Genomic DNA, 26,095 nt, shown 5'->3' on the forward strand with positions numbered 1-26,095 from the left:
TCATCACGGCCGGTCCGGGTGCGGACGCGGTGTTTCTGGGGGTGCCGTCCCCGACGGTGGCGTGCCACCTGCGGGAGCGGGGTTCGTGGTGCCGGGCAGCCCGGCACGGTTGCGGAAGGCCGGGGTGCGGCCGGACCGCTCGTTGGTGATCAGCTCCTCGAGCCAGCGGACCTCGCGCTCGCACGCGTCCAGGCCGTGTCGCTGCAGCTCGAGCGTGTACGCGTCGAGGCGGTCGGCGGCGCGGGCGAGAATGTCCCGCAGGCCCTCCCGGCGCTCCTCGATCCGGCGCCGCCGGCCTTCCAGGATCCGCAGCCGGGTGGCGGTGTCGGTCCGGGAGAAGAAGGCCATGTGCACGCCGAAGCCGGCGTCGTCATACGTCTCCGGGCCGGAGGCGGCGATCAGCTCGGCGAAGCGTTCCTTGCCCTCTGCCGTGATCTTGTAGACAACGCGGCCCCGTTTGCTGGTCATCGGGGGAACAATCTCGTTGTCGCTCGCCTCGGCCTCGCTGATCCAGCCGGCGAGCTTCAACCGCTTCAAAGTCGGGTAAAGCGTCCCGTAACTGATCGCGGCGCGGAGCGTGCCGAGCTTCATCGCCAGCTCCTTGCGGAGCTCGTAGCCGTGCATCGGGGCTTCCTGCAGGAGCCCGAGAATCGCCAATTCCAACATCTCGACCCTCCCTCAATCTCTGCCCCGATGTATCGGCCCGATACATCGTCACCGTAGATCGGCTCGCGCCCGCACGCAACTTGGCCATCCTGCGCGATCGCCACGCCACGCTGCGTGATGACGGTCGCCGTGTGAGCGGTGACCGCGTACTCTCTTCGCCATGCGCACGCAGCGACAGGTGGTGGACTACTCGCTCCAGAGGCGGGCAGTTCTGCGTGACGTGCGCAATGGCCGGATCAGCGCCCTCGAGGTGTGCGACGCGTCTCCGTACCTGAAGAACGCGGCGACCTTCCACGGCGAGCCGACCGACGAGCGGTGCCCGATCTGCCGCCGCGACAACCTGACCCTGGTGAACTACGTCTATGGCGACGAGCTCAAGCAGTCGGCCGGCCAGGCACACAAGACTGCCGAGTTGCCGCTGCTCGCGATGACGCTCCGTGAGTGCCAGGTGTTCGTGGTCGAGGTGTGCCGCTCCTGCTCGTGGAACCACCTGATCGAGCGCTACGTGCTCGGCCGGGACACGCTCGGCGAGGACGAGCCCGAGATGCAGTGGAAGACCGGTTCGGAATCACACGTCCGGGAGGGCCGACGGTGAACCGGATCGATGTCGTTAACGTGGACACGTTCAGGACCGGGTCGGGCACCCAGCACCGGAGTCGGTCATTTCAGACATTCGAAGAGTACGCCCGCTCGTGGCACGGTCGCCGGGATCCGATCCCGGACAGCCCGGCCGCGCCCCCGCGAACGGTAGGTGTGAAGGAATGAATCCGAACGGCGAACCGCAGAACGCACGAGCCCGGGCCCAAGTGCCCGGGTCGTTCGCTGCTTCCACCCCGGACGGTGGTGACCGCCCCGCCCCTGACGCGTACCGGCGGTCATCGGGCTCCGCGTCGGTGGGGTCGGCCGGCCCCGGTCGTGCCTCGGTGAGCGGCGTGCCGCCGGCCGGTGGACGCGCCTCGGTCGGCAGCGCTTCAGTGGGCGGTCGTGCCCCGGTGGGCTCCGCCGGCGCCGGTGGCCGCGCGTCGGTCGGTGCGGCGTCGGTCGGCGCCGCGTCCGTCGGTGCCCGTGCCTCGGTCGGCTCGGCCGGAGTGGGTGGGCGCGCCTCGGTGCCGCCCCCGGGCTCCGGTGGTGGCGGGGGCGTCAGCAGCGGCAGTGGGGGCAAGCGCCCGCGCAGCAAGGCCGACAAGAAGTATCGCCGGGCGAACATCCTCACCGCGGCCGCCGCCGTGCTGGTCATCCTGGTCGGCGCCGGCATCGTCGGTGGCACCTACTTCTTCGACGACGTCGATCTGCCCACGCCTCAGGCGGAAGAGCAGCTGAACGTCATCAAGAACGCTCAGGGCCAGGTCCTCGCGAAAGAGGGCGAGCCCCGCATCAACGTGCCGTACCAGAACATCAGCAAGACCATGTCGGACGCGGTGGCGGCGGCGGAGGACAAGAACTTCTACCACCACAACGGCATCGACATGAAGGGCATCGCCCGCGCCGCGTGGAACAACTTCACCGGTGGCGACAAGCAGGGCGCGTCCACGATCACCCAGCAGTACGCGCGGCACGTCGCCGAGCTGAAGGACATCAGCTACAGCCGTAAGCTGCGCGAGGCGGTGATCGCTCGCAAGCTGGAGTCGAAGTACTCCAAGGACCAGATCATGGGCCTGTACCTGAACTACATCGACCTCGGCGAGGGTCGGTACGGTGCCGAGGCCGCTGCCCAGGGGTACTTCGGGGCCAGCGTGGTCAAGGGCAGCAAGAACGAGATCACTCCGTACCAGGCCGCGGTGATCGCCTCGATCATCAAGCAGCCGTACCCGACCGCCACGCACCAGGGCTACGACCCGCTGATCAACCCGGCTGCCTCCAAGGAGCGCTGGGAGTACACCATGAAGAACATGCTCGACATGGGTGCGATCACCCAGGCGCAGTACGACGCCCGGAAGTACCCGGAAGCCAAGAAGAAGAGCGCTGCCTGTACCACCTGTGCGGACGGCAAGCCGGTCGGCATGATCATGCGGCACGTCACCTACGAGCTGCACGAGCTCGGCATCACCGACGACCAGATCAAAAAGGGTGGTCTGGAGATCACCACCACGATCGACAAGGACGTGCAGGCGGCGGCCGAGGCGGCCGGTTCGGCGAACAGCAAGACCTCGCCGCTGAACGGGCGCCCGAAGACCTACCAGGCCGCGGTGATCGGCATCGACCCCAGCACCGGTGAGGTCCTCGGCTACTACGGCGGCGACGACCCCAATGGCATCGACTACGCCGGTTACATGTCCGGCGACGGCAAAGGCGTGATGGATTCCGGCGGTCAGTCACCGGCCTCCTCGTTCAAGATCTACACGCTGGCCGCGGCGATGCGGGCCAACTACTCCTTCGAGACGCTGTGGGACGGCACGCAGAAGCGGTCCAACGGGACGACGATCAGCAACGCCGGCCAGGACCCGGGCGCGACCTGTAACGGTGGCAACCACAGCGTTAAGAGCTGTGACCTCGAGCAGGCCACCATCAAGTCGTACAACTTCCCGTTCTACTTCATCACCCAGCAGCTGGGCGTCGACAAGGTCGTCAAGGCGGCCAAGGACGCCGGTGTCCGGTACATCTGGAACAACGAGGGCAAGCGGATCGATCTGACCAACTCCGACGCCTCCACCTGGAACAAGAACTTCAGTGAGGAGATCGGCTTCGGTCAGTTCCGGGTCCTCCCCCTGGACCACGCGACCGGCGTCGCGACGATCGTCGCGCAGGGCGTGCGCCACCAGACGCACTTCATCAAGTCGATCAAGTCGGTCGACCCGGCCACCGGCAAGCTGACCAGCCTGAAGACCATCACGAAGAACGGCACCAAGGTCTTCGAGCCGGATCGCATGTCCGACATGACAGCGGTGCTGGAGCAGATCCCGGAGCACGCCAAACACACGCTGGCCGGCGGCCGGGACGCCATCGGCAAGTCCGGCTCGTGGGAGCTCAACCCCAAGGAGAGCAGTAAGAACGGTGACGCCTGGTTCGTCGGCGGCATTCCACAGTTGGCGGCCACGGTCTGGGTCGGTGGCAAGGGCAACCGCGTCGCGCTGACCGAGGCCAGCGGCAAGAAGATGTTCGGGTCCAACACCCCGGCGGAGATCTGGAAGGAATTCCTCGACGCCGTCGCGAAGAAGAAGGACTGGGACAAGGAGAAGTTCCCGGACCGGCAGAAGGGTGGCGACGCCTCGCTCGGCAACGGTCAGCCGCTGCCGGTCCAGCCGCCGCCGCAGCAGCAGGACGACAGCGCCATCTGTGACGGCTCGCAGGCGATCTCGATCCTCTGCCCGGGTCAGAACACCGGGATCCCCGGCAACAACACGGGGAACACCGGGAACACGGGCAACAACAACGGCAACAACGGCAACAACAACGGGAACAACAACGGCGGCGGGAACAACAACGGCGGTTGACGTTCCACCCGGTCTCGACGGCGCCCACCTCGACGAGGTGGGCGCCGTCTTTTTCCGCCGGTTTCCATCGGTGTGCCGCGTGCGGGCGACGTCCGATCTCTGAGGTTCATGCGGCATGATGCCAAGACATGAGCACGCAACCGTCCACCGACCGGCCCGACGTTCCGAGCGCCACCTCGGACGGTTTCGTGCGGGGCCTGTCGCAGTTCATCGGCGGGCCGCTCGGCTCGCACGCGACCCGCCCCGACGCGCGGCCCGGCCGGTTCTGGACCGCCCCGCGGTTCGTGCTGGCGCTGACCTGCCTGATCCTGGCGCTCTCCTGGGTGCAGAAATCGCCCTGCGTCACCGGCGAGTGGCAGAACAACGTTCAGTACACGCGGTTCTGCTACACCGACGTCCTCGCCCTCTACTACGCCGAGGGGCTCAACGAGGGCCAGGTGCCGTATGTCGACCACGAGGTGGAGTACCCGGTCGTCACCGGTTACTTCATGGGCGCGCTCGGCCTGCCCGTCCACTGGTACGGGACCACGAAGAACACGGGCATCAACCAGGGCACGTGGTTCTACAACCTCAACGCCCTGATCCTGTCGCTGCTCGCGGTCGCCACCGCGGCGGTCATCCTCGCCCTGCGACGACGGCGGCCGTGGGACGCGGCGATCTTCGCGCTTTCCCCGATCCTGCTGGTCACCGCGACGGTCAACTGGGACTTCCTGGCGATCGGGTTCGCGGCGATCGGCCTCTACCTGTGGGTGCGCCGGCAACCGGCGTGGGCGGGCATCTTCCTCGGGCTCGGCGCCGCGGCCAAACTGTGGCCGCTGTTCATCCTCGGGCCGTTGCTCGTGCTCGCGTTGCGCAGCGGGCGGTTCCGGCCGTTCCTGAGCGCGACCCTGGGCACGGTGATCACCTGGGCGGTCGTCAACTTCCCGGTCTACTACTGGCATCACGAGGCCTGGCTGCGGTTCTTCCGGCTCAACTCGACGCGGCCGGTGGACTGGGGCACGCTCTGGTACATCGGGCGGTACCTCGACGGCAAGTGGAAGAGCGGGTCGGCCGGGGACCAGGGGCCGTTCCAGTGGCTCGCCGACCACATTCCGACGCTCAACACGCTGACGTACACGCTGTTCGGCCTCGCCTGCGTGTTCGTCGTGGCGCTCGGGCTGCTCGCGCCGAAGCCACCCCGGCTCGCGCAGATGGCGTTCCTGGTGGTGGCGTTCTTCCTGATCTTCAGCAAGGTCTGGTCACAGCAGTACGTGTTGTGGCTGCTGCCGCTGATCGTGCTGGCCCGGCCGAAGTGGGGCGCGGTGATCGCGTGGACCGTGGCGGAGATCGGATACTTCACCGCGTTCTACGCCGAGCTGATCGGCGCCGGTGGCAAAGCGGTGATCCCGGAGGGCACGTTCGTGCTCGCCTCCACGTTGCGGCTGGTCACCGTGGCCGTTCTGTGCGGCCTGGTGATCCGGGAGATCTGGCGGCCGGAGCTGGACGTGGTCCGGCAGAGCTACGACGACGCGGATCCCGACGCCGGGATGCTGAGCGGGCCGGACACGCCGTGGGTGCAGCGGCTGCGGTGGTCCCTCGGCTACGGGCGGCCGACGCTGGGCGACGTCGCGCTCCCGCCGGAGCCACCCGCGGTCATCAAGGTCTAGACCGATACGAGGAAGGGGCACACCGCGCGGTGTGCCCCTTCCTCGTATCGGCGTCCTCAGTTCAGGCGGAAGACCACCGCGTCGGCGAGGTCCTCGCGGCGGATGGTGAGCGCGTCCACCGGCACGTCACCGGCCTGCTCCCAGGGCGTGCCGGCGACCTCGGAACGGATCAGCACCACCGTGCCGACCCCGATCGAGCGCAGGTACGCGATGCTTGCCAAGTCCGGGAACGACTGCACCTGCCTGCGCATCTCGGTCTGCTGGGCCACGGCGACGTTGCCGCCACCGTTCGCCACCTGCTGGTACCCCGAGGTGGTCCAGAGCTGCACGGTCTGGTCGCGGAGAGCGTCGGTGGGCAGGACCAGCATCGGCCCGCCCACCGAGCGCAGCGCTTCCGGCTGGCGGGGCGTGACCGGGTGAGCGGTCGCGTTCCAGCCCTCCAGGAGCACCAGGAAGAGCGGCAGCAGCGTCGCGAGCCGCAGCAACGGGCCGGGCCGGGCCGGCGTGCGCTGGGCCGCGAGGTGCTCGGTGCGCCGCACGAACTCGTCGACGGCCCCGGCCGCCAGGATGGCCAGCACCAGCGTCACCCACAGCATCAGGCGGCCCGGGACGACCTGGTTGAACGCTGCCCCGAAGTGCCCGAAGAGCGGAAGGTACGTCCAGCGGCCGCCGAAGAAGGTGGTGCCCAGCGTGAGGATCACCGCGACGGCCAGGCCGAGCAGCAGGAACAGCCGCTGCCGCCACCGCCAGATCGAGAAGATCAGGCCGGCCAGCGCCAGCGCGTACAGCATGAAACCGGGAAGCAGCGACATCTCGGCGGCCCAGCCCAGGGAGGCCCGCGGCGTGACGTGCGCAGCGCCCCAGATCCGGGACTCGGCCGGCCCGATCAGCAGCCCGCGCAGCGGTGCGGAGAGGTCTTTGATCTGCTCGCCGCGGGTGCTGAGGTCGGGCACCCGCAGATACGGAATGGCGAGCACCGCGCCGACGGCGGTGAAGAACAGCACGCCCAGGTAATCGGCGAGCAGCAGCCGCCAGCCGAGCACCGCCCTCGTCGGGCGGGGAGGCTTCCGCTTCCGCTCAGGCCGGCTTTCCGGACGCCGCTTGCCACGTGGCGCGGTCTTGCCCGCCGAGCCCGTACCGGCGTCCTTCTTTTCCGGCTTCTCTTCCGGTTTCTTGCCCTGCGGATCCTTCTCCGTGCCGGGCTCGTCCTTGCCCGGAGCCTTCGGGGTCGGGGCGGCGCCGGTCAGCTTGTCCCCGCTCGGCTCTTCCTTCTTCCCCGGCTTGCCCGGCTCGGCCTTCTTCTCCTCCGGCTTGCCCGGCTCGGCCTTCTCGATGCGGTCGGCCTTGTTCAGGACCTGCTTCGTGTTGCCGAGGGCATGCGCGCTCTGCTCGGACTTCGTCTTGGCAGGCGTTGTCGTGGAGCCGGCCGCTTTGTCGGGCTCGTCCTCGGTCCGGTCCTTCGGAGCCTTGTCGTCCTTTGCGGACTTGTCGACGTCCGCCTTCTCCGACTCGGCTGGGCCCGGCTTGTCTGCCACGGTTGTGCCCGGCTTGAACGGTGCGGCCGTGCCTGGCTTCGACTGCTCGGCCGTGCCGGGCTTGGGCGGCTCGGTCGTGACCGGCTTGCTCTGCTGCTCAGGGCTCTGCACTGCGAGGCTCTGGGCTTCAGGGCTCTGCTTGTCCGAACCTTGCTTGTCCGGGTTCTGCTTCTCCGGGGTCTGCTTGTCCGAGCTTTGCTTGCCCGGGTTCTGCGTGGCCTTGAGCCGCCTCGCCCGCCAGAACTGCCGGAACCGCCGGATCGGCACCACGATCAGCAGGACGAGCACGATCGCGCCCAGCAGGTAGGCGAACGGCACCCCGAGCGCGAAGCCCAGAGTCAGCTGCCAGATGGCCACGAGCCAGCCCAGTGCCGCCCAGCCGGAGTTGCGCCGGGCGGGCCGGAAACCGTACCGGATGGACCAGCCGTGACCCCTGGCCAGCAGCGCCAGGGCGAGCGGGATGGCACCGGCCGAGACGATGTTGAGGTGACCCTCCTGGGCGAGGCGCCACGGCGCGCACGCGAACGCGGCCGCCGCCACCGCCGCACCCGTCGGTCGCGCGCCGAGTTGCCGCACCAGGGCGTAGGCGCCGAACAGCAACAGCGCATGGGCCAGCACGAACAGCATGTTGTAGCGCAGCACGGCCGCTTCCGGCCCCGTCCCGAGCAGGCCGGCGGGCGCGTAGCCGAGCAGGCTGTCCCCGTACGCCAAAGCGTCCGGGGTCGGGAAGTAGGCGTTGGCCTGCCAGAGCTTGACCGGATTGGTCTGCAGCACGTGGCCCAGCCAGGAGATCTGCCACGCCTGCTGGGACGGGTCGCCGAGATCCTGCGGCAGGGTGTGCAGCGGATCGCGCAGCGTGGGCCAGGTCAGCGCGGCCGCGAAGATCAGCGAGAGGTAGATCGCCCGCGAGTACTCATGGATGAGCCCCCGGCCGAAAGCACGGAAGGCGCGCCGGATCCGCCCCGGCGGCTTCTCGGCGGCGGCGTCGGCGAAGGCGGCCCAGGGGTCCTGCGGGACCCCCGGTGGCCGGGTCTCCGGCAGTTCCTTCCGCCGCCGCTTACCTTTCTCGCCGCCCGTGGTCGTTTGTGGACCCGCTGCCGGACTCTTGCCGGCCGTGGTGTCCTTGGTCGCCGCCGGCTCTTCCCGGGTCGTTCCCGAAGTGCTGAGCACCGTTGCAGGCTTGTCGGCGGGCGAGGCCTCCGTCTTGCCGGCGGCTGTCTTCCCCGTCTCGGTCGTGTCAACTTTGGCGTCGGCCGTCGTCTCCGGCTTCCCGGACGGCGTTCCGTCACCAGACTTGTCCGACTTGTCGGAAGGCGCGGCGTGCCGCGGAGAAGCAGCCGACGACGTCACCTCGCTCGAAGCTTTCGCGTCGCCCGGAGCCTTGACGTCGTCCGAAGCTTTCGCGTCGCTCGGAGCGGCGTCGCCGCTTGATGGCTTCACGTCGCTTGGTGGCTTCACGTCGCTTGGTGGCTTTGGGTCGCTCGAAGGCACCGAGCTGACCGGCTCAACCGCGCCGGCCTTCCGCCCCCGGCGGCTGCTCTTCCCGGACCCGAAGATCCCGAAGAGTCGCCTCCGTCCCGGCTTGCCTGGCTCCGGCGTCTGGGCGCCGTCACCGGCCGACCTGGTCGGGAGCGATTGTGGCTGCTCGGTCATGACTCTCCCCGGACCAGTGACGTCAGGCGCCCGACCGCTCGCGCAGCAGGGCGATGTCGGCGCGCTGCCCCTCCACCCCGCCCGGAGTCTCCACAATGGCCGGGGCACCGGAGGCGCGGATGGCGGCGACCACCAACTCGGGGTCGATCTTTCCATTCCCCAGGTTGTCGTGCCGGTCCTGGCCCGAGTCGAACCCGCCCTTGGAGTCATTCGCGTGGATCAGGTCGATTCGTCCGGTGATCGCCTTGACCCGGTCGACGATGCCGACCAGGTCCTCCCCGCCGGCGAAGGCATGGCACGTGTCCAGGCAGAAGCCGGCCCCGAACTCGCCGACCGCGTCCCACAGGCGGGCCAGGTTGTCGAAGCGCCGGGCGCACGCGTTCTCCCCGCCGGCGGTGTTCTCGATGAGGATCGGGAGCGGGAGGCCGCCGTCCTTCTCCGCGTACTCGAACGCCTTCCGCCAGTTGGCGAAGCCGGCGGCCAGGTCACCGCCGTCGACGTGCCCGCCGTGCACGATCAGGCCCTTCGCGCCGATCTCGGCGGCCGCCCTGGCGTGCGTCATGAGCAGTTTGCGGCTCGGGATGCGGATCTTGTTGTTCGTCGAGGCGACATTCAGCCTGTACGGCGCGTGGATGAAGACGTCCACGTCGGACGCGCGCAGCCGCTCCGCGTCCTCGCGCGGCTCCGGATTCTTGTAGCTCTGCGGGTCGGCGAGGAAGAACTGCACCGCCTCGGCGCCGCGGGCGGCGGCCTCGGCCAGCGGGTCGGCGGGATCGACGTGGGCTCCGATGCGCATGGGACGAGCCTACGACGCCCGTCCGACAGTTTCCGGAAAGCGTCACCGCCGTCCGATCCGCCTCGTTAGCCCCATCGATCACGTTTGACCGATCGCCGGCCGTGACCGGCGGCGAACTGGGGAGATCTGCATGTCGCGGCAGTTCCGATACCGGATGGCAGCGCTGGTGGCCAGCGGCCTGATCTTCGGCCTGCCGCTGCTCACCAACGGCACGGCCAGTGCAGGTCAGCTCCAACCCGGTGATCGGTGGGTCACCTTCGGGGCTGGCATGCTGGGACTTTCCTGTGATTCCAGGCCGAACGTCGAGAAGATGACGGTGCCCGCCGAGAGCACCCTGCGCGTGATCAATCGGACCGGGCACGACGCCCGCCTGGAGCTCGCCGGCCGGCCCGGGGGAGTCATCCCGGAGAACGGCGCCGCCGAGGTGCTGTTCCGCCGGGGCACCACGCCGGTCGTCCTCACGCCGGACTGCTCGGGCTCCGGTGACCCGATTCCGATGCTGGTCACCGCGGTGCCCTCGATCGCGGCGACGCTCGTGGACCCGGCGCCGGGCGGTTCGGACGCGTCGGGCCTGCCCGCCCTCGTCAACAGGGTGTCCGGGCAGTCGTCGGCGTCCGGGCCTGCGGTGTCGCGCACCAGGCAACCGCGGGCACGTCCGTCGCAGGGCGCGGGACACGGCGGGTCCCGCGACCAGGACGACCGGCGGGCACGAGCTGACGCTTCCAGGAGCGCCGCCGCACAGCCGGACAAGGCAACTGCCCATCACAGCAAGGACCGGATCGCCCGTACGGCGCAGGCTCGTGATCCTGGATCTGCCGGGGTGCCGCCGGCCGGTCGCGGGACGCAGGCGCCACCGAGTGGTGTGGCAACCGGCGTGACCGGCGACGACGCCCTCCCGCGGGCCTCCGCGACCGACCCGTTCCCGCAGTCGGGGGAGCCGGTGGACGCGCCCGCGGCCGAGCCGGTGGCGGCGGTCGGGCCGCTGCGCACCGGCCGCCCGATCGGTCTGCTCGGCCTGACCGCCGTGGTTTGCATGCTCGGTGTGCTGACAGCGGCTATTCGGGCAATCGTGTCGCAACGTGCATCTCGGTCAAATCTGGCGTAAGGTTTTCTTCGTAAGGCTCCGCGGGGCGACCGCGTCCACCTCATCGGTGTGGTCGTTCCTCCCCAGGTCCCACCCAACGAACCGGACCGGACGCCCCGCGGCTCTGCAGGAAACGAGACCCCGTCCACACGGACGGGGTCTTCGTTTTGGGACCCAGCGCCCTACCTGGGTATGCTGGCTCGGTTCGCAGACTGTTCGCCGTGGGCGTTCCTTCTCCCACGGCTTTCTTCTGCGTGCGACACAAGACCTCCTGCCACGGAGAGACCGTGGCCGTATAGCCCACAGGAGGTGAATGTCTTGCGTCATTACGAACTCATGGTGATCCTCGATCCTTCGCTCGAGGAGCGCACCGTGGCCCCGTCGCTCGACCAGTACCTGAACGTGATCAGGACCGCGGGTGGCTCGGTGGAGAAGCTCGACGTCTGGGGCCGTCGCCGGCTCTCGTTCGAGATCAACAAGAAGGCTGAAGGCATCTACGCGGTCATCGACCTGCAGGCGACGCCCGAGGCCGTGGTGGAGCTGGACCGTCAGCTCAAGCTCAACGAGTCCATCCTGCGGACCAAGGTCATCCGTCCCGAGACCCGCTGAGGCGTTTTTTGTCAGAGGGTCCTGAGACCCTTTGCGTCAACGACTTGAGCGGCGAGGAGAAGTTTCATGGCTGGAGAAACCGTAATCACGGTGGTTGGCAACCTGACCAATGACCCTGAGCTGCGCTTCACCCAATCGGGGGCGGCGGTCTGTTCCTTCCGCGTCGCCTCCACCCCGCGGACCCTTGATCGGCAGTCGGGCGAATGGAAAGACGGCGAGCCACTCTTCCTGGCGTGCAGCATCTGGCGTGACGCCGCTGAGCACGTGTCCGAGTCGCTGCAGCGCGGCGCTCGGGTGATCGTGCAAGGCCGGCTGCGTCAGAGGACGTACGACACCAAAGAGGGAGAGAAGCGCACCGTTTACGAGCTCGAGGTCGACGAGATCGGCCCGTCCCTGCGCTACGCCACGGCGAAGGTGCAGAAGGCGAGTCGTTCCGGCGGCGGGGGTGGCTTCGGTGCCTCCGGCGGTGGTGGCGGCGGCAATCGGCAGCAGTTCAACGGTGGTGGCGGTAACAGCGGCGGTGGTGGTGGTCGGAGCAACAACGACTACGACGACCCCTGGGCCACGGCTGCGCCCGCTTCCGGCAACCGTTCCGGCGGTGGCAACAACTCCTCGTTCGACGACGAGCCTCCCTTCTAAGCCCTCGGGCTTATCTTGAGTTCAGGAGTAAGAGCAATGGCCAAGGCTGCGGCGCTTCGCAAGCCGAAGAAGAAGGTGAACCCGCTCGACAAGGACGGGATCACCTACATCGACTACAAGGACACCGCGCTCCTGCGGAAGTTCATCTCCGACCGGGGCAAGATCCGTGCCCGTCGCGTCACCGGGGTGACCTCGCAGCAGCAGCGGCAGATCGCCCGCGCGGTCAAGAACGCCCGCGAGATGGCGCTCCTGCCGTACACGGCGACGGCGCGCTGAGGAGGGTCACCGAAATGAAGATCATCCTCACACAGGAAGTTTCGGGTCTCGGGACCCCCGGCGACGTGGTCGAGGTCAAGAACGGCTACGGCCGTAACTACCTCCTGCCGCAGGGCTTCGCCATCCGGTGGAGCAAGGGCGCCGAGAAGCAGGTCGTCGTCATCAAGCGGGCCCGCGAGGCCCGTGAGATCCGCGACCTGGGCCAGGCGACCGAGGTCAAGGAGCAGCTCTCCGGCCTGAAGGTCTCGCTGAGCGCGCGTACCGGCAACGGTGGCCGCCTGTTCGGCTCGATCACCCCGGCCGAGATCGTCGACGCGGTCAAGGCCGCCGGCGGCCCCTCGCTGGACCGTCGTCGTCTCGAGCTCCCGAGTCACATCAAGACCACGGGCTCGTACAACGTCCAGGTCAAGCTGCACCCCGAGGTGACCGCCACGTTCCCGGTGAACGTCGTCGCCGCGAAGTAAGTCCTCGCACCACCATGTAACGGCACGCCGGTTCGCCCGGCGTGCCGTTCGTGCTTTCCGCACCGGGCGCCGCCGCCTCGTCGTCCGGTGCTCTGGGTGGGTCAGCTGAGCTCGCGCCGCCTCGTCGTTCGGCGCTCCGGGTGGGTCAGCTCAGCTCGCGCCGTCTCGTCGTCCGGAGGCTCCGGATGGGCCAGGTGAACTCGCGCCGCCTCGTCGTCCGGCGCTCCGGGTGGGTCAGCTGAGGCTGTTGCCGGTGATGGCGGAGTTCAGAACCGTGGCCAGCCCAGCGCCGACGACCGCGGCGGCCAGGCCGACGCTGGCGGATTTCCAGGCGGTGGTGGCGAAGCGCAGACCGAAGGCGACCATGATGCTCAACACGAGCGAGATGCCGAACTCCGGCGCCGCGTTGGCGAGCGTCTGAAGGGCGTGGGCCCGCTGGCCACCGTTGAGCAGGAGGATCCCCAGGACGAACAGGACGACCGGGACGCCGTACCACACGACGGTGTAACCCACCGCTGCGAGCGGGCTGTTGGACTTCTGGTCCTCGTCCTCGTCATCCGGGTCGAGCAGGTCGTTCTGCCGGCCGGAGAGCACGCCGCTGCTGACCGGGCGCCGCTCGTAGGATCCGGTGTTCTCGAAGAGGGCACCGCTCACGCCGCGGCGAGGCGGCCACGAGGTGTCCTCCTCGGGGGAGGCCGGGGGCGTCGCGATCACCGAGGTGGCACTCAGCGCCAGGTTCGACCCGCCGTTGACCGTGGCGGTGCCGCTCGGCCGGAAGGGCGGGAAGTCCGACGTGCTGAACCGCTGAGGCTCCCCGTCGACCGGTGCGGCATCGCGGGCGAGCTCGCGCCGCCAGTCGTCGTCGGTGCTTGCGGGCGTGGTGGCGCGGTAACCGGTGGCGCCGGAGACCGGAGCGGCGACCGGCGTCACGCCCAGGTCGGTACGCCAGTCGGCGCCGGCGGTCGCCCGATATCCCGCGGCGCCCGAGGTGGGTGCGGCGGCGGTGCCGTTCAGCTCGGCCCGCCAGTCGCCGGCCGGCGGTGCGGAGGTGACAGCGGTCGCCGCCGTCCCGGTGAACCCGGGCGCGGCAGCCGCTGAGCCGCTCAGCTCCGGCGTGGCGGTCCCGTTGAGCTCGGCCCGCCAATCACCGCCTGGAGTCGCCGTGGCACGGTACCCGGAGACGGGGGCCGCGCTGGTGACGGTGGCGCCGCCGCTCAGATCGGTGCGCCAGTCCCCACCCGCGGCCGCACGGTAGCCGGCAACGCCCGACGTGGGCGCGGCCGTCCCGCCGCTGAGCTCGGCCCGCCAGTCCCCACCGGGACCCTCTGCCTCGGCGCGGAAACTGCCGTCCGGCGGGGCGCCGCGATAGCCGGGCCCGTCCGGGGCCGCGCCGCGCCGGTAGTCGCCGCCGGGCCGTCCGCCACCGTTCCACCCGGTGGCGGGGCCGCTCCCGTCGTTCCAGGAGGGGCCGGTCGGCGGTTCCGGAGCTCGGCGGTCACCCTGGCCACGGGGTCCGCCGCCCCCACCCCCGAAAGGGGGTTCATCACGGTCATCCCGCCGGCGGGGATTCCCGTACCGGTCGGTCTCCTCGTCGAATGCCGGTGATTCCTGGCCGGCCCAGGAGGACGGGCCACCGGGCAGCTCACGCTGCGCGCCGTAGGCCGGTTTGCGCTGCTCGCGCCAGTCCGGCTCGTCGTAGCCGTCATCCCGCCGCTGCGGGGCGGCGGGCAGCTCACGCATGCCGAAGGCCGGCTCGCGGGACGCGCTGCCGGACGGCAACTCCCGCGCGCCGCCCGCCTGACGCGTGCCGGACCAGGACGAGTCGTCATAGCCACCCGGACGAGGATCGCGCCGCGGCTCCGGAGCGCCGTAACCGCCCTGGCGATCAGGGGCGCCATAGCCGTTCTGCCGGGGCCCGCGGTCCGTCTCGGGGCCGCCGTAGCCGTTCTGCCGGGGGATGCGATCCGACCAGCCGTCCGGCTCGGGCGCGGCATAGCCGTTCTGCCGCGGCTCACGCTCCTCCGACCACGACGAACGCCCGGCCGGCAGCTCGCGCTGAGCCCCATAGCCCGGCTCCGACCAGCCCGAACGCTCCGCCGGGAACTCACGGGGGCGCGGCGGCACGGGACCCTGCCGCCAGCCCTCGGTGGCGTAGTCGTCGTCGCGACGGGCCTGACGTCCCGGCCACGCTTCGGGTTCCGGCTCCGGCGCGCGTCGCCGGCCGCCGTTCTCGTTCGGGTACGCCTCGGGGGCGCCCCGCTGCGCCGGGTAGGGACCCGACTCGTACTGCTCGGAGCGGAAGCGCCCGGAAGTCGAAGGGTCGGGCTGGTCCGCACCGGTCCACGGGGTGCCGCCGGGCATCGCGCTGCGCGGGGTCGCCGGGCCGGGCATCGCCCCGGCGGTCGACCAGCCGCCACTTCCCTGCGACGGCACGGCGCTGCGCGGCGCGGGCATGGCGCTGCGCTGGCGGGCGCCCGGACCGTCGGGCATGCCGTCGGCGGGCAGCGGGCCACCGGGCACGCCACCGACCGGGCCGGTGGGCTCGTCGTCGCGCCGGCCACGCCGGCCGCCACCACCCCACCCGTCCGGGCCCGGGGACTGCTCGGCAGGGGCGCCGCCCTCGGCCTTGCGCATCTGCTCGCGCCGGGCCGCCTCGGCCCGCCAGGCCAGCACGCGAGGGTCTTCCTCGCCGCGGCTCCACTGGCCGGTGTCCGGGTCGCGGGTCCAGTTGCTGGTGTCGGGCTCGGCCTCCCAGGAGCGGGTGTCCTCGCGCCAGTTCGTCGGGTTGGCGTTGTAGCGCTGCGGGGTGCGGGCGGCACGGCGGCCCTGCTGGCCCTGAGCGCGCTGGCGCTCCGGCAGGCCACCGGAGGCGGCCGGGCTCTCCGACGGGCCGCTGGGACCGGCTGACGGGGTGTCGTCGGGTGCTCTGCGGGCGGACGGGGGGCGTACGCCGTACTGAATCGGGGTCTGCCCGGTGTTGCGCTCACCGTAGGCACCGCTGGTCTCGCCATAGGCGCCGCTCGGGGTCTCCGCGCTGTAGCCGCGCCGGGGGGAATCGTCGGACCGGGAGTCACGGCGAAGCGACCGACTGCCCCAGGAGGGCGCCGGCGGGCCGGGATCGGCGACGGGCGAACCCGGCGCGAGGATGTTGCCGGTGTCGTCGTGGCCGGCCCAGTTGTCCCGGTCGGACGTGCCGGACCACCCCGTGCCGCCGGAGGGCTGCTCGTCCGGCTCGGGGGCTCGGCGGCGGCCACGCCGGGTCGACCACTCGTCGTCGGCGCGACGCCAGGCGGCGCGGTCGTCCTCCCGGACGAAGTGGCGGCCGTCGTCGCGCGGGCCGCTCTGCCAGCCCGGACCGTCGGAACGGCCCCAGCCGGCGCTGTCGGTCGTGTTCTCCCCCGGGGAGCGGCGGCCGGTGTCCCACGACGACGACGGGGTGGCGCTCTCGGCGGACCAGGAACCGCTGGCCGGCGCGGACGACGACCACGAGTCGGCGGGCCGCTGCTGCCAGGACGGGGTGGGCGGCGAGGGCTGCTGCCACGACGGCGTCTGCGCGGGCTGCTGCCACGACGGGGTCTGGCCGGACTGCTGCCAGGACGGTGTCTGCGTGGACGGCTGCTGCCAGGACGGCGTGCTCGAGCTGCTCCAGGTCTGCTCGACCGGGGTGGTCGCGGCCCGGCCGGGGGGATCCGCGTCGCGCCGCCAGGACGGGGTCTCCGACCAGCTCGACGAGATGTCCCGGCTGCTCTCCCGGCCGGACTCCAGCGCGGGGGTGGGCCAGGCGGTGCCGGAGATGGTCGGGCGCTCGGGAGTGCCCGGACGGTCGCCGGACGTCTCCGCCTCGTTCTCCGACCGCCAGGCCTCGGTGGTCGAACGCCAGACGTGCGAGCCGGTGGACGAGCGCCACTCGGTGGTCTGCCGCCAGCGTGCGCCGGTGGCCCGCCACTCCGAGGTCTGCGTGCGCCAGCCGGCGCCGTCGGCGGGGAAGGTGGGGCGGCCGGTGGAGGCGACGTCGGACCAGCGGTTCGCCGGCTCGACGGCCTGACCGCCACCCGAGTAGGGCTCGACCTCGCTCTGCTGCGCCCACGCGTCCGCGCGGCGCTGCCAGGTGAGGGCTTCCGGGCTCGGCGTCATGCTGCCGGTATCGGTCAGCGCGGACCACCGGGTGCCGGATTCGTCGATCTCCGGTTCCGGGATGGGCCAAGCCTCCGCAGCGCGCCGGTCGCGCGACATGCGGGCGCCGTAGTCCCACTCCCGTTGGTCCACGTGAAAAGGGTGACGTGCGAGAGACGGAACCGCAACGCCTGACAGCGACGGCTTGCTCACCCGACCCAGTATTTTCGCAGATCCATCAGCTTTTCTGCCTTCCACAGGACGTGGCTGGAAAAGTGCTGCTGAGGCTCTTTCCCCAAGAGTTGTCCACATGCTGTGCACAGGGTTGCCCACAGGTTCGGGGGTACTGTCCACAGCTTGTCCAGAGGCTCGTCCACCGCGGCAGTTGGGCAGGTAGCGGCCGGGTTCGTAGAGTGGGCCATCGCTCTGATCGACTGGTTCTGCCGAAGTTCGTCTGGTTCTGCTGAAGTCACGACGAGTTCGGCCGAACGGTCCGGGTGAGAGTGGTTCGATCGTGATGGCGGCATGGTCATTGAGGGGGGATGTCCCGGTGTCGATCACCGACGACGCACGGCCGGATCCGCGTCCTCCATCTCAGCCGTCCGGGGGACCCCAGAGCAACGGCTTCGGTCGTTCCGAGGGGCCGAACGAGGGACGGTTCGACAAGACGCCCCCGCAGGACGTCGCGGCCGAGCAGGGCGTGCTGGGCGGCATGCTGCTGTCCAAGGACGCGATCGCCGACGTCGTCGAGATCCTCAAGACCAACGACTTCTACCGGCCGATCCACGCCACTGTCTACGACGTCATCCTCGATCTGTACGGGCGGGGTGAGCCGGCCGACGCCCTGACCGTCGCCGCGGCCCTGGCCGACAGTGGTGACCTGCAGCGCGTCGGTGGTGTTCCCTACCTGCACACGCTGATCGAGAGCGTGCCGACCGCGGCCAACGCCTCCTACTACGCGCGGATCGTCTCCGAGCGCGCGATCCTGCGCCGCCTGGTCGAGGCCGGCACCAAGATCACGCAGTTGGGCTACGGCGCGGGCGGCAACGGCGGCCGCGACGTAGACGACATCGTCGACCTGGCCCAGCAGGCCATCTACGACGTCACCGAGAAACGGGTCAGCGAGGACTTCGCGGCCCTCGGCGACATGCTCCAGCCGACGCTCGACGAGATCGAGGCGGTCGGCGCGGCCGGCGGCGTGATGAGTGGCGTCCCGACCGGCTTCGCCGACCTGGACCGGCTGCTCAACGGTCTGCATCCGGGTCAGCTGATCATCGTGGCCGGCCGTCCCGGTCTCGGTAAGTCGACCGCGAGCATGGACTTCGCCCGCAACGCGGCGATCCGGCACGGCTGCGCCAGCGCCATCTTCTCCCTGGAAATGAGCAAGATCGAGATGGTGATGCGGCTGCTCTCCGCCGAGGCGCGGGTCCCGCTGCACACCCTCCGGTCCGGCCAGCTCTCCGACGACGACTGGACCAAGCTGGCCCGGCGCATGGGCGAGATCAGCGAGGCGCCGATCTTCGTCGACGACACGCCGAACATGAACCTGATGGAGATCCGCGCCAAGGCCCGCCGCCTCAAACAGCGGCACAACCTGAAGATGCTGGTCATCGACTACCTCCAGCTGATGTCCTCGCCGAAGAAGACGGAAAGCCGCCAGCAGGAGGTCTCCGAGCTGTCCCGTGGCCTCAAGCTCCTGGCGAAGGAGATCGAGTGCCCGGTGATCGGCGTGAGCCAGCTGAACCGTGGTCCCGAGCAGCGCACCGACAAACGGCCCCAGCTCTCCGACCTGCGTGAGTCCGGCTCGATCGAGCAGGACGCCGACGTCGTGATCCTGCTTCACCGTGACGACTACTACGACAAGGAGTCGCCGCGGGCGGGAGAGGCCGACTTCATCGTGGCCAAGCACCGTAACGGTCCGACCGACACGATCACTGTGGCGGCGCAGCTGCACCTGTCCCGCTTTGTGGACATGGCCATCTAGAAACGGGTGGGCTGCTCGCCCTGCCGCTGGACAGGCTCGTCACCCGGGAGCGACTCCGGAACATGGCGGCGAGGGGCAGCGCTGAGGTCGGTGGTGAGCACACTGGCGGTTCGCCACGGAACACGATCGCCGGGCTGTTCGCGGCCGTCTGCGGCGTTACCCGCCGGGCTGTTCGCGGCCGTCTGCGGCGCTACCCGCCGGGCTGTTCGCGGCCGTTGTCCATCGGCACGTCCGCTGGATCGTCGGTGCCGGTGAGAAGCGGTTGGCACGCCGGGTCGCAGCTTTTGGCCGCGGCCCCCGCCCGGCGTGGCCTGGGGCTTCGGTCCGGCGCCGCCGCGGCGGGCGGCTTGCGAGGAACGGATCAGATCGTTCGTCGGCAAGGCGGCTCGGGCAGCGTCGGAATGGGTCGAGCAGCGTGGTCAGGCAGTTGCCGACCCGTGGTCAGGCAGTTGCCGACCGGGACGAGCGTGGTCAGGCGGCTTCGTGGTGGAACGGGGCCGGAGCTTCGTCCGGCTGCTGGTGAGCGGCCACCAGTTGCTCGACCTGGCGGTGCTTGCCGGCGGCGGCGTGCTGGACCGTCTCCACGATCACGCGGGCCAGCGTGTCGACGTTCCACTGGCGGCACGCCTGCTGGTCGAGGCGCAGGCCGACGAGGTCGCCGTCGGCGTTCACCGTGGCGTGGACGGCGCCATCCGCGGAGGCGGCGCTCACCTGCATGGTGGCGAGGCTGCGCTGCAGTTCGTCCACTCCGGAGCGTAGTTCCTCATAGCGGCCGTAGACGTTCTCGAGATCGTTGCGCAGCGCCTGATTCGCCGCGCGATCAGCAGTTTCAGTCACGGTTTCTTCCTCCGTTTGCTGCTACAGGGAGCGACGTGACAATACCCAAGATCCGCGACGTTGCGTATTCCAATGACTTCGTAACGCGAACGAAAAGAGAGAGCTATCGAAATAGTTCACTCTTATGTGACCGATCGACTCCGAATAGTGGTCACTGAGCGTGATCAACGCCACTGCCGAGCGCGCGGAGGCGAGTCAGTGAAGGTCAGTTGCCGCTGCTAGCGGTGCCGAAGGGCGGACGATCGGCAGCCCACGGTTCGAGGCGAACGTGGTCGCTCTCGGTCAAGGGCCTCCGGCCGGTGCACATCGGTAACGTCTCGCGGCCGTCCCAACTCGCGGGCGGACGAGTATCACCGAGTAGACCGCCAAAAGTGGCGAGCGCCACGTCTATCGGCGATTCGGCCGGTTGTGACGCTGCCGATCAGCCGACGACAAGATCCGAATGGTGCAGGGACGCCTCGGTGATCAGGGTGGCCGCACCAACCGGTGCGGGTGAAGCCGCGATCCGGCGGTGGAGCCACAATCCGGGGATGGCGCTGCGATTCAGTGGTGGCGCTGCGACTCGGTGGTGGCGCTGCGACTCGGTGGTGGCGCTGCGACTCGGTGGTGGCGCTGCGATTCAGCGGTGGCGCTGCAACCCGGCGGAGACAGCACGCGGGGCCCACCCCCACCGGCGCAAGCCGGCCGAGGTGGACCCCGCAATCGTCAGCAAATGAGCGAGCCGTCAGACGGCAGGCCGGACCGCCCCGCGATCAGGAACGATCAGTCGAAGAGGTCGTGCAGGAACCCGCGACGCCGGTAGTGCCCGTGGTGCTGCTGCCGGTAGTGGCCGTGGTGCCCGTAGTGCGGCGCCGGCGGGTAGTGCGCGGCCGGCGGCGGGTAGTGGGCAGCCGGAGCCTGGTGCATCGGAGCGCCGTAGGCCGGCGGCGGCGGGGGCGGCGGAACGTATCCGTGCCCACCGTGTGGGGCAGGCGGGGGCGGCGGCGTGTGGGCGGCAGGCCCGGGAGCCGACGGCGCGCGGTTGTAAGTGGCCTCGGCCGCGAAGAGCTTTTCCAGCTCGCCACGGTCCAGGAAGATGCCGCGGCATTCGGTGCACTGATCGATCGTGACGCCGCTGCGCTCGTAGACCCGCATCTCGCCGTGGCACTTGGGACAGGTCATCTGCATTCCATTGACGGTACAAGGCGATGTCATGCCGTGGGGCGGAAGAACCTGTGCATCTGCTGTGCCGGCTGGGAAACCTGTGCCCGGAGTGCCGGTGCCCAGACCAGGAACGCCGCTGGGTAGAGCAGGTAGCCGAACCGGGTGGTCGGCATCAGCAGGATCGCCGCGAGCAGTCCCCACCCGCAGAACAGCGCTGCGGTCCCGGCGTCGCGAGGCGGGCGGCGCAGCAGCAGCCAGGCGATCACCAGAGCCGCCGCACCGAGCAGGACGGACGCGAGGATGTGCCCGCCCGGGAGGTTCTGCGCGATCAGGTAACCGGGGAACGGGGACTGCGCCGGGCTGGTGACCAGGCCGTGCCCGAGCGGGAACCGCAGCACGTTCTCCACCAGCGAGTCCGCGTTCACCAGCAGTGGCGGGACCAGCGCGAGCACCGGCAACCCGACAGCGAACGGCAGGTAGCGGCGGCCGTGCCCGGTGACCAGGGCGAGAACGGCGAGCACGGCGACGACCGGGAAGGCGAACAGTTTCGCGGCAGCGGCGACTCCGACCGCGACTCCGGCCCAGCCGAACCGTCCGGTGGCGGCGAGGGCCAGCGCGAGCAGGCACAGCGCCAGTACCGGGATGTCGTCCCCGCCCGTTGCCAGCGTCAGCGCGGTCACCGGCAGCACGGTGGCCGCCTGAATCGCCCGTACGGGAAACGGGTGTGAAGAACGCAGCAGAGCGACCGCCGAGCCCACCGCGAGCACCGCGGTGATCGCGAACCAGACCCGCGCGTCTGTCCACCAATGGTCACCGGCGAACGCCCGCGGAAGCCCGAAGACCGCCATGCCGGGCTGGTACGGCCGGTAGCCCATCAGCCGCTCGTCGAGCGGGAGCGCGGCGATGTCGGCGCGGCTCAGATACGGCGTACCGTGCTCGACCAGCGACTTCCCCATCGCCTCGACGACGAGGACTTCCTCCTGTGCGCGATCGGTGCGCCCACCGGCTCGCTGCACCGCCTCGACGACCAGTGGCACCAAGGCCACGGCCGCCCAGGTCGACCAGGCCAGCCAAGCCCGGAAACGATCACCGGAGACGTGCCGCGCGAGAAGTTGGACGAGCACCAGCAGGGTGGCAGCCAGGTATCCCCACCAGGCGATCAGGCCCCAGGCCCGGTGCGGCAGCAGCGTGGAGGTCAGCCCGGTGACCAACGCGAACACCGCGGAGATCAGGTACAGCCCGAGATCGACCGTGAGTCTGCCGGCGGGTTTGGTCACGCGGGCAAGTGTGGCAGAGAGGATCTCCCTGCTCCGGCAGCTCGCCGGGCCGGCATCCGCACCACCGCGCCCACCTCGTGCAGCGCCGACGCGAGCACGCCCGGACGGCCGCCGGAGCCACGCTGCAGCGTTCCGACGAACCGGGCCGCCGACAGCGGCCGGGCGAACAGGCGCCCCTGACCGGCGAGGCATCCGAGCTCCCACAACGCCCGCCGCTGCGGCTCGCTGTCGACCCCCTCGGCAACCACCGTCAGGTGCAGGTTGCGGGCGAGGTCGACCGTCGTCCGGACGACCGCCGCGGCCTCCGCCGAGGTCTCCACCGCCGCCACGAACTCCCGATCGATCTTGAGTTCGTGCACCGGGATCCGGGAGAGCACCGAGAGCGAGGAGACGCCGGTCCCGAAGTCGTCGACGGCGAGCCGCACGCCGGCGTCGCGCAGCTCCGCGAGGGTCTGCTCCACCACGTCGATCTGGCTGATCGTGAGTGACTCGGTCAGCTCCAGGATCAGCTGTGCGGGTGACACGTCGTGGTGTTCCAGCCGGGCCAGCACCGCCGCCGGGAAGCTCGGGTCGAGCAGGCTGCGCGGCGACACGTTGACCGCGACCGGCAGGTCGAAACCGGCCGCCCGCCAGGTCTGCATGGCGAGCAGCGACTCCTCCAGCACCGCGTCGGCGAAGGTCGGCAGCTGCCCGGAGCGTTCCACCGCCTCCAGGAACTGCAGCGGGGTGAGATCTCCCTGGTCCGCGTGTTTCCATCGGGCCAGCGCCTCGGCCGCGAGCACTTCGCCGGTGCCCAGGTCGACGATCGGCTGGAAGTCCACCGTGAACTCGTGCTCGTTGATCGCGCGCCGCAGCTCACCGGTGATCATCAGCCGGTCGACGTCGGCCGTGTCCCGCGCGTGTGCGTAGATCGTGGTCGGCTCGCCGGCACGTTTAGCCTGGTACATCGCTATGTCGGCGCGCCGCATCAGCTCCTCGACGCTGCCCGCGCCGGCCGCCAACGCGATGCCGCCGGCCGCCTCGACGGTGATCAGCATGCCGTCGACGTCGATCTCCGGCTCGAGCGCGCTGAGCATCGCGGCCGCCCGGTGCCCGGCCAGCGCCGGGGTGGGCAGACCGGCGAGCAGCACCGCGAACTCGTCGCCGCCGAGCCGGGCGACCAGATCGCCGGCCTCCGCCGCGCCGCTCAGCCGTCGCGCCACCTCGCGCAGCACGTCGTCCCCGGCCGCGTGCCCGAGGGTGTCGTTGACCTCTTTGAAGTGGTTCAGGTCGATGAGCAGCAGCGCGACCAGCCCGTCGTGACCGGTGTCGGTGAACAGGCGGCCGGCGCGTTCGTAGAGCTGACGCCGGTTCGGCAGACCGGTGAGCGGATCGTGGGTGGCGGCGTGCTCGTTCTCCGCGGCGATGCGCGCCAGTTCGGCGTACGCCTGCGCGTTGCGGATCGCCGTGCAGACGGCCGACGCGAAGGTGCGCAGTTTGTACTGCTCGACCTCGGTGAGCCGGACCGTGCCGCCGAATCGCAGCCGCAGCACGCCGACCCGCATGCCGCCGTCGTGCGCACGAAGATCCACTGTGGTCTCGCCGGGCGTGGGCGTGCCCCGGACCAGCGCACTGTCGGAGAGCACCTGGGACTCGGTCGCCCGGACCGTCCGGTCGGCGCCGCCGGCGGTGAGGTCGATCGCGGCCTCGGCCGCCGAGAAGATCTGCGCCGCGCGGGTCGTCGCGGAGTGCAGCACCTGATCGAGGTCGACCGCGTTCAGCTCGTCAGTGGCCTTGGCCAGGCGTTGCCAGGATTCGCGCTCCTGCCTCGTCCGGGTGGTGCGCGACTGCCAGAGGTGCATGCAAGCCACAACGAGCGGAACGACCAGCAGAAGCATCACGTTCGCGTCGGTGGCGAGCACCCAGAGCACGATCAGGCAGGCGATCATCTGGCCGAGGTGGCTGATGATCTTGCCAACCAGGTTCTGCCGGAGGGCCCACCCGATGCTCAGTTGCGAGTTCATCGCCAGGATCGGCGCGAAGACCACGTCATCGACCAGGGCGTATGCCAGCAGGCCCACGACCAGCGCGGCCACCGGGAGGTCCGGCGTGGTCAGGTGAGGGCGGATGCCGAAGGCCAGGAAGACGGCCGCTGCGGCGCTGACGGTGAGCGCCTCCTTGGCGACCGAGAACGCCGTCTTGCGGGCGCCGGCCCGGATCGCGGTGCGCAGCACGGCCTGGGCGACCGCCGCACAGAGCAACACCCAGACGGGTGGCAGCAGGACCAGGCCGACGAGCACCGGCACTTCACCCCAGGTGGTGCCGAAGGTGCTGGACCTGACCCGGACGTAGACCCGCAGGCGGTTGGTGGCGATCACCGCGGCGCAGAGCAGGACGAGCACGAGGGCCGGGGGTCGCGGGTCCGGGACGCGGACGGCGTAGACGGCCCACAACGCGGCGGCACCGGCCGCCAACATGACGACGAGACCGACAAGCAGCCGGAGCCGCTGATCGGTCTTGTCGTCGTTGGTGCCGGTCTCAGACATGATGTCCTCGTCGCCGAACGCAACTGAGCGATAGCTCAGGGTTCAAGGCTATTCATATGCGCCGTTTCGCGCATCCCTGTCTTTTTCAGCCCCACTCGTTGTTGCGCATGGCACTTCTCCTCACCCGTTGCCGAAGTTCGCTCCGGTCTGCCGACCGTCGCCTGTGGTGTGTCGCGACAGGGCAGAACGTTAGGCCGCGATCATGCCGTTTTCCAGCATATCGTGTCGGTATGCGCAGATTGCGATGAGAGCATCGGCGGTGCTCACGGACAGTTTCCGAATGACAACTGAATGCAATGAAAATGCGGTCCCGAATACAATTTTCATTGCCTGCGCAACGGCTCTGGCCAGTACCGGAACCTTACGAAGCCGGTGTGGACAAAGTGTGAAGCGGATCCGGCCCGGATGCGAACGCGGCTCCCCCGATCGCTCTATAAGCTCCCGGTATGCCCCAGGAGACGCAGTTGACGCATGTCGACGAGACCGGCGCCGCCCGGATGGTCGACGTGTCCGCGAAGGCGGTGAGCGACCGGCGTGCCGTCGCCGCCGGCCGGGTCCGCACCACCCCCGAGGTGATCGAGTTGCTCCGGGCCGACGACCTGCCGAAGGGTGACGCCCTGGCGGTGGCCCGCCTCGCCGGGATCATGGGCGCCAAACGGACCCCCGATCTGATCCCCCTCTGTCACCCGATCGGGCTGCACGGCGTCAAGGTCGAGCTGGTGCTCGGCAACGACGTGGTGGAGATCACGGCGATCACGAAGACGGCGGACCGCACCGGCGTCGAGATGGAGGCGCTGACCGCCGTCGCGACGGCCGGCCTCGCGATGATCGACATGATCAAGGCGGTGGACCCGGCCGCGAGCCTCGACGCGGTGCGCGTTCTGCGAAAAGAAGGCGGGAAGACCGGCGATTGGGTACGCCCGGAGGACCGCCCGTGACCATCCGGGCGCGCGTCGTCGTCGCGTCGAACCGCGCGGCGGCCGGCGTCTACGCCGACACCAGTGGTCCCCGCCTCGTCGCCGGCCTGCGCGACCTCGGGTGCGAAGTGGACGATCCGATCGTCGTCCCGGACGGTGACCCGGTCGCCGAAGCGCTCCGGTCCGCGATCGCCGACGGCGTCGACGTCGTTCTGACCAGCGGCGGAACCGGGGTCACCCCGACCGACCGCACCCCGGAGGCGACCCGCGGCCTGCTCGACTTCGAGATTCCGGGCATCGCCGAGGCGATCCGCGCGTACAGCCGCGACAAGGTTCCCGCCGCCGCCCTGTCCCGCGGTCTCGCCGGGGTCGCCGGCCGCACCCTGATCGTCAACCTGCCCGGCTCGACCGGCGGTGCGAAGGACGGACTCGCGATCCTGGGACCACTGCTCTCCCACACGGTCGATCAGATCCGCGGCGGGGACCATTAGGCTCGACGG

19 protein-coding genes are annotated in these 26,095 nt (G+C 70.0%); 11 read left to right on the top strand and 8 right to left on the bottom strand.

The window, feature by feature from the left end:
• Positions 1-3 precede the first annotated feature (3 nt).
• Positions 4-666, bottom strand: a complete 663-nt coding sequence (locus tag Acy02nite_RS22665; RefSeq protein ID WP_203743661.1) for a PadR family transcriptional regulator — start codon at positions 664-666, stop codon at positions 4-6.
• A gap of 160 nt (positions 667-826) precedes the next feature.
• Between Acy02nite_RS22665 and Acy02nite_RS22670 the strand changes: the two genes are divergently transcribed.
• The 3 genes from Acy02nite_RS22670 to Acy02nite_RS22680 all read left to right on the top strand — a co-directional run bounded on the left by Acy02nite_RS22670 (position 827) and on the right by Acy02nite_RS22680 (position 5,743).
• Positions 827-1,261: a DUF5318 domain-containing protein gene (locus Acy02nite_RS22670; protein ID WP_203743663.1), complete on the top strand. Its 435-nt coding sequence runs from the start codon at positions 827-829 to the stop codon at positions 1,259-1,261.
• A 328-nt stretch (positions 1,262-1,589) separates the two neighbouring features.
• Positions 1,590-4,097, top strand: a complete 2,508-nt coding sequence (locus Acy02nite_RS22675) for a transglycosylase domain-containing protein (protein WP_239175101.1) — start codon at positions 1,590-1,592, stop codon at positions 4,095-4,097.
• Between the two features lie 128 nt (positions 4,098-4,225).
• Positions 4,226-5,743, top strand: a complete 1,518-nt coding sequence (locus tag Acy02nite_RS22680) for a glycosyltransferase family 87 protein (RefSeq protein ID WP_203743667.1) — start codon at positions 4,226-4,228, stop codon at positions 5,741-5,743.
• A 56-nt stretch (positions 5,744-5,799) separates the two neighbouring features.
• Here Acy02nite_RS22680 and Acy02nite_RS22685 read toward each other — a convergent pair whose 3' ends face one another.
• Together Acy02nite_RS22685 and Acy02nite_RS22690 are read right to left on the bottom strand one after the other, a co-directional pair.
• On the bottom strand, positions 5,800-8,448 hold the full coding sequence (locus Acy02nite_RS22685) for an MFS transporter (RefSeq protein WP_203743669.1): 2,649 nt from the start codon (positions 8,446-8,448) through the stop codon (positions 5,800-5,802).
• Between the two features lie 505 nt (positions 8,449-8,953).
• On the bottom strand, positions 8,954-9,727 hold the full coding sequence (locus Acy02nite_RS22690) for a deoxyribonuclease IV (protein WP_203743671.1): 774 nt from the start codon (positions 9,725-9,727) through the stop codon (positions 8,954-8,956).
• A gap of 130 nt (positions 9,728-9,857) precedes the next feature.
• Here Acy02nite_RS22690 and Acy02nite_RS22695 point away from each other — a divergent pair, with 130 nt between their 5' ends.
• From Acy02nite_RS22695 to rplI, 5 genes are all read left to right on the top strand, one after another.
• Positions 9,858-10,832 (top strand): hypothetical protein, encoded by a 975-nt coding sequence (locus tag Acy02nite_RS22695; protein WP_203743673.1) that lies wholly within the window; start codon positions 9,858-9,860, stop codon positions 10,830-10,832.
• Positions 10,833-11,129: 297 nt separating this feature from the next.
• Entirely contained in the window at positions 11,130-11,420 is a 291-nt protein-coding gene (gene rpsF, locus Acy02nite_RS22700; RefSeq protein ID WP_203743675.1) for a 30S ribosomal protein S6, read from the top strand.
• A gap of 66 nt (positions 11,421-11,486) precedes the next feature.
• Entirely contained in the window at positions 11,487-12,059 is a 573-nt protein-coding gene (locus Acy02nite_RS22705) for a single-stranded DNA-binding protein (RefSeq protein ID WP_203743677.1), read from the top strand.
• A gap of 36 nt (positions 12,060-12,095) precedes the next feature.
• Entirely contained in the window at positions 12,096-12,335 is a 240-nt protein-coding gene (gene rpsR, locus Acy02nite_RS22710; protein ID WP_007073789.1) for a 30S ribosomal protein S18, read from the top strand.
• Positions 12,336-12,349: 14 nt separating this feature from the next.
• Complete coding sequence (gene rplI / locus Acy02nite_RS22715; protein WP_203743679.1) at positions 12,350-12,799, top strand: 50S ribosomal protein L9; 450 nt, start codon at positions 12,350-12,352, stop codon at positions 12,797-12,799.
• A gap of 234 nt (positions 12,800-13,033) precedes the next feature.
• On the opposite strand, the gene Acy02nite_RS22720 is transcribed toward rplI, so the two are convergent.
• A complete protein-coding gene (locus tag Acy02nite_RS22720; RefSeq protein ID WP_203743681.1) occupies positions 13,034-17,065 on the bottom strand; it encodes a hypothetical protein in 4,032 nt (1,343 codons plus the stop codon).
• A gap of 397 nt (positions 17,066-17,462) precedes the next feature.
• Between Acy02nite_RS22720 and dnaB the strand changes: the two genes are divergently transcribed.
• Positions 17,463-18,896 carry a replicative DNA helicase gene (gene dnaB, locus Acy02nite_RS22725; RefSeq protein ID WP_203743683.1) on the top strand — a complete coding sequence of 478 codons (1,434 nt, stop codon included), beginning with the start codon at positions 17,463-17,465 and terminating at the stop codon, positions 18,894-18,896.
• Positions 18,897-19,367: 471 nt separating this feature from the next.
• Here dnaB and Acy02nite_RS22730 read toward each other — a convergent pair whose 3' ends face one another.
• The 4 genes from Acy02nite_RS22730 to Acy02nite_RS22745 form a co-directional block, all read right to left on the bottom strand.
• Entirely contained in the window at positions 19,368-19,733 is a 366-nt protein-coding gene (locus Acy02nite_RS22730) for a YbaB/EbfC family nucleoid-associated protein (protein WP_203743685.1), read from the bottom strand.
• Between the two features lie 762 nt (positions 19,734-20,495).
• Positions 20,496-20,900 (bottom strand): TFIIB-type zinc ribbon-containing protein, encoded by a 405-nt coding sequence (locus Acy02nite_RS22735; RefSeq protein ID WP_239175103.1) that lies wholly within the window; start codon positions 20,898-20,900, stop codon positions 20,496-20,498.
• A gap of 23 nt (positions 20,901-20,923) precedes the next feature.
• Positions 20,924-22,153 carry a glycosyltransferase 87 family protein gene (locus tag Acy02nite_RS22740; RefSeq protein ID WP_203743687.1) on the bottom strand — a complete coding sequence of 410 codons (1,230 nt, stop codon included), beginning with the start codon at positions 22,151-22,153 and terminating at the stop codon, positions 20,924-20,926.
• Positions 22,150-24,678: a putative bifunctional diguanylate cyclase/phosphodiesterase gene (locus Acy02nite_RS22745; RefSeq protein ID WP_203743689.1), complete on the bottom strand. Its 2,529-nt coding sequence runs from the start codon at positions 24,676-24,678 to the stop codon at positions 22,150-22,152. Before Acy02nite_RS22745 ends, Acy02nite_RS22740 begins: the two co-directional genes overlap by 4 nt.
• A 446-nt stretch (positions 24,679-25,124) precedes the next feature.
• Between Acy02nite_RS22745 and moaC the strand changes: the two genes are divergently transcribed.
• Both moaC and Acy02nite_RS22755 read left to right on the top strand, forming a co-directional pair.
• Complete coding sequence (gene moaC, locus Acy02nite_RS22750) at positions 25,125-25,616, top strand: cyclic pyranopterin monophosphate synthase MoaC (RefSeq protein ID WP_203743691.1); 492 nt, start codon at positions 25,125-25,127, stop codon at positions 25,614-25,616.
• On the top strand, positions 25,589-26,086 hold the full coding sequence (locus Acy02nite_RS22755; protein ID WP_203743693.1) for a MogA/MoaB family molybdenum cofactor biosynthesis protein: 498 nt from the start codon (positions 25,589-25,591) through the stop codon (positions 26,084-26,086). The genes moaC and Acy02nite_RS22755 overlap by 28 nt, the downstream gene beginning before the upstream one ends.
• Positions 26,087-26,095 lie beyond the last annotated feature (9 nt).

The organism is Actinoplanes cyaneus, assembly GCF_016862095.1.
In the GTDB taxonomy this organism is placed as follows: Bacteria; Actinomycetota; Actinomycetes; order Mycobacteriales; family Micromonosporaceae; genus Actinoplanes; species Actinoplanes cyaneus.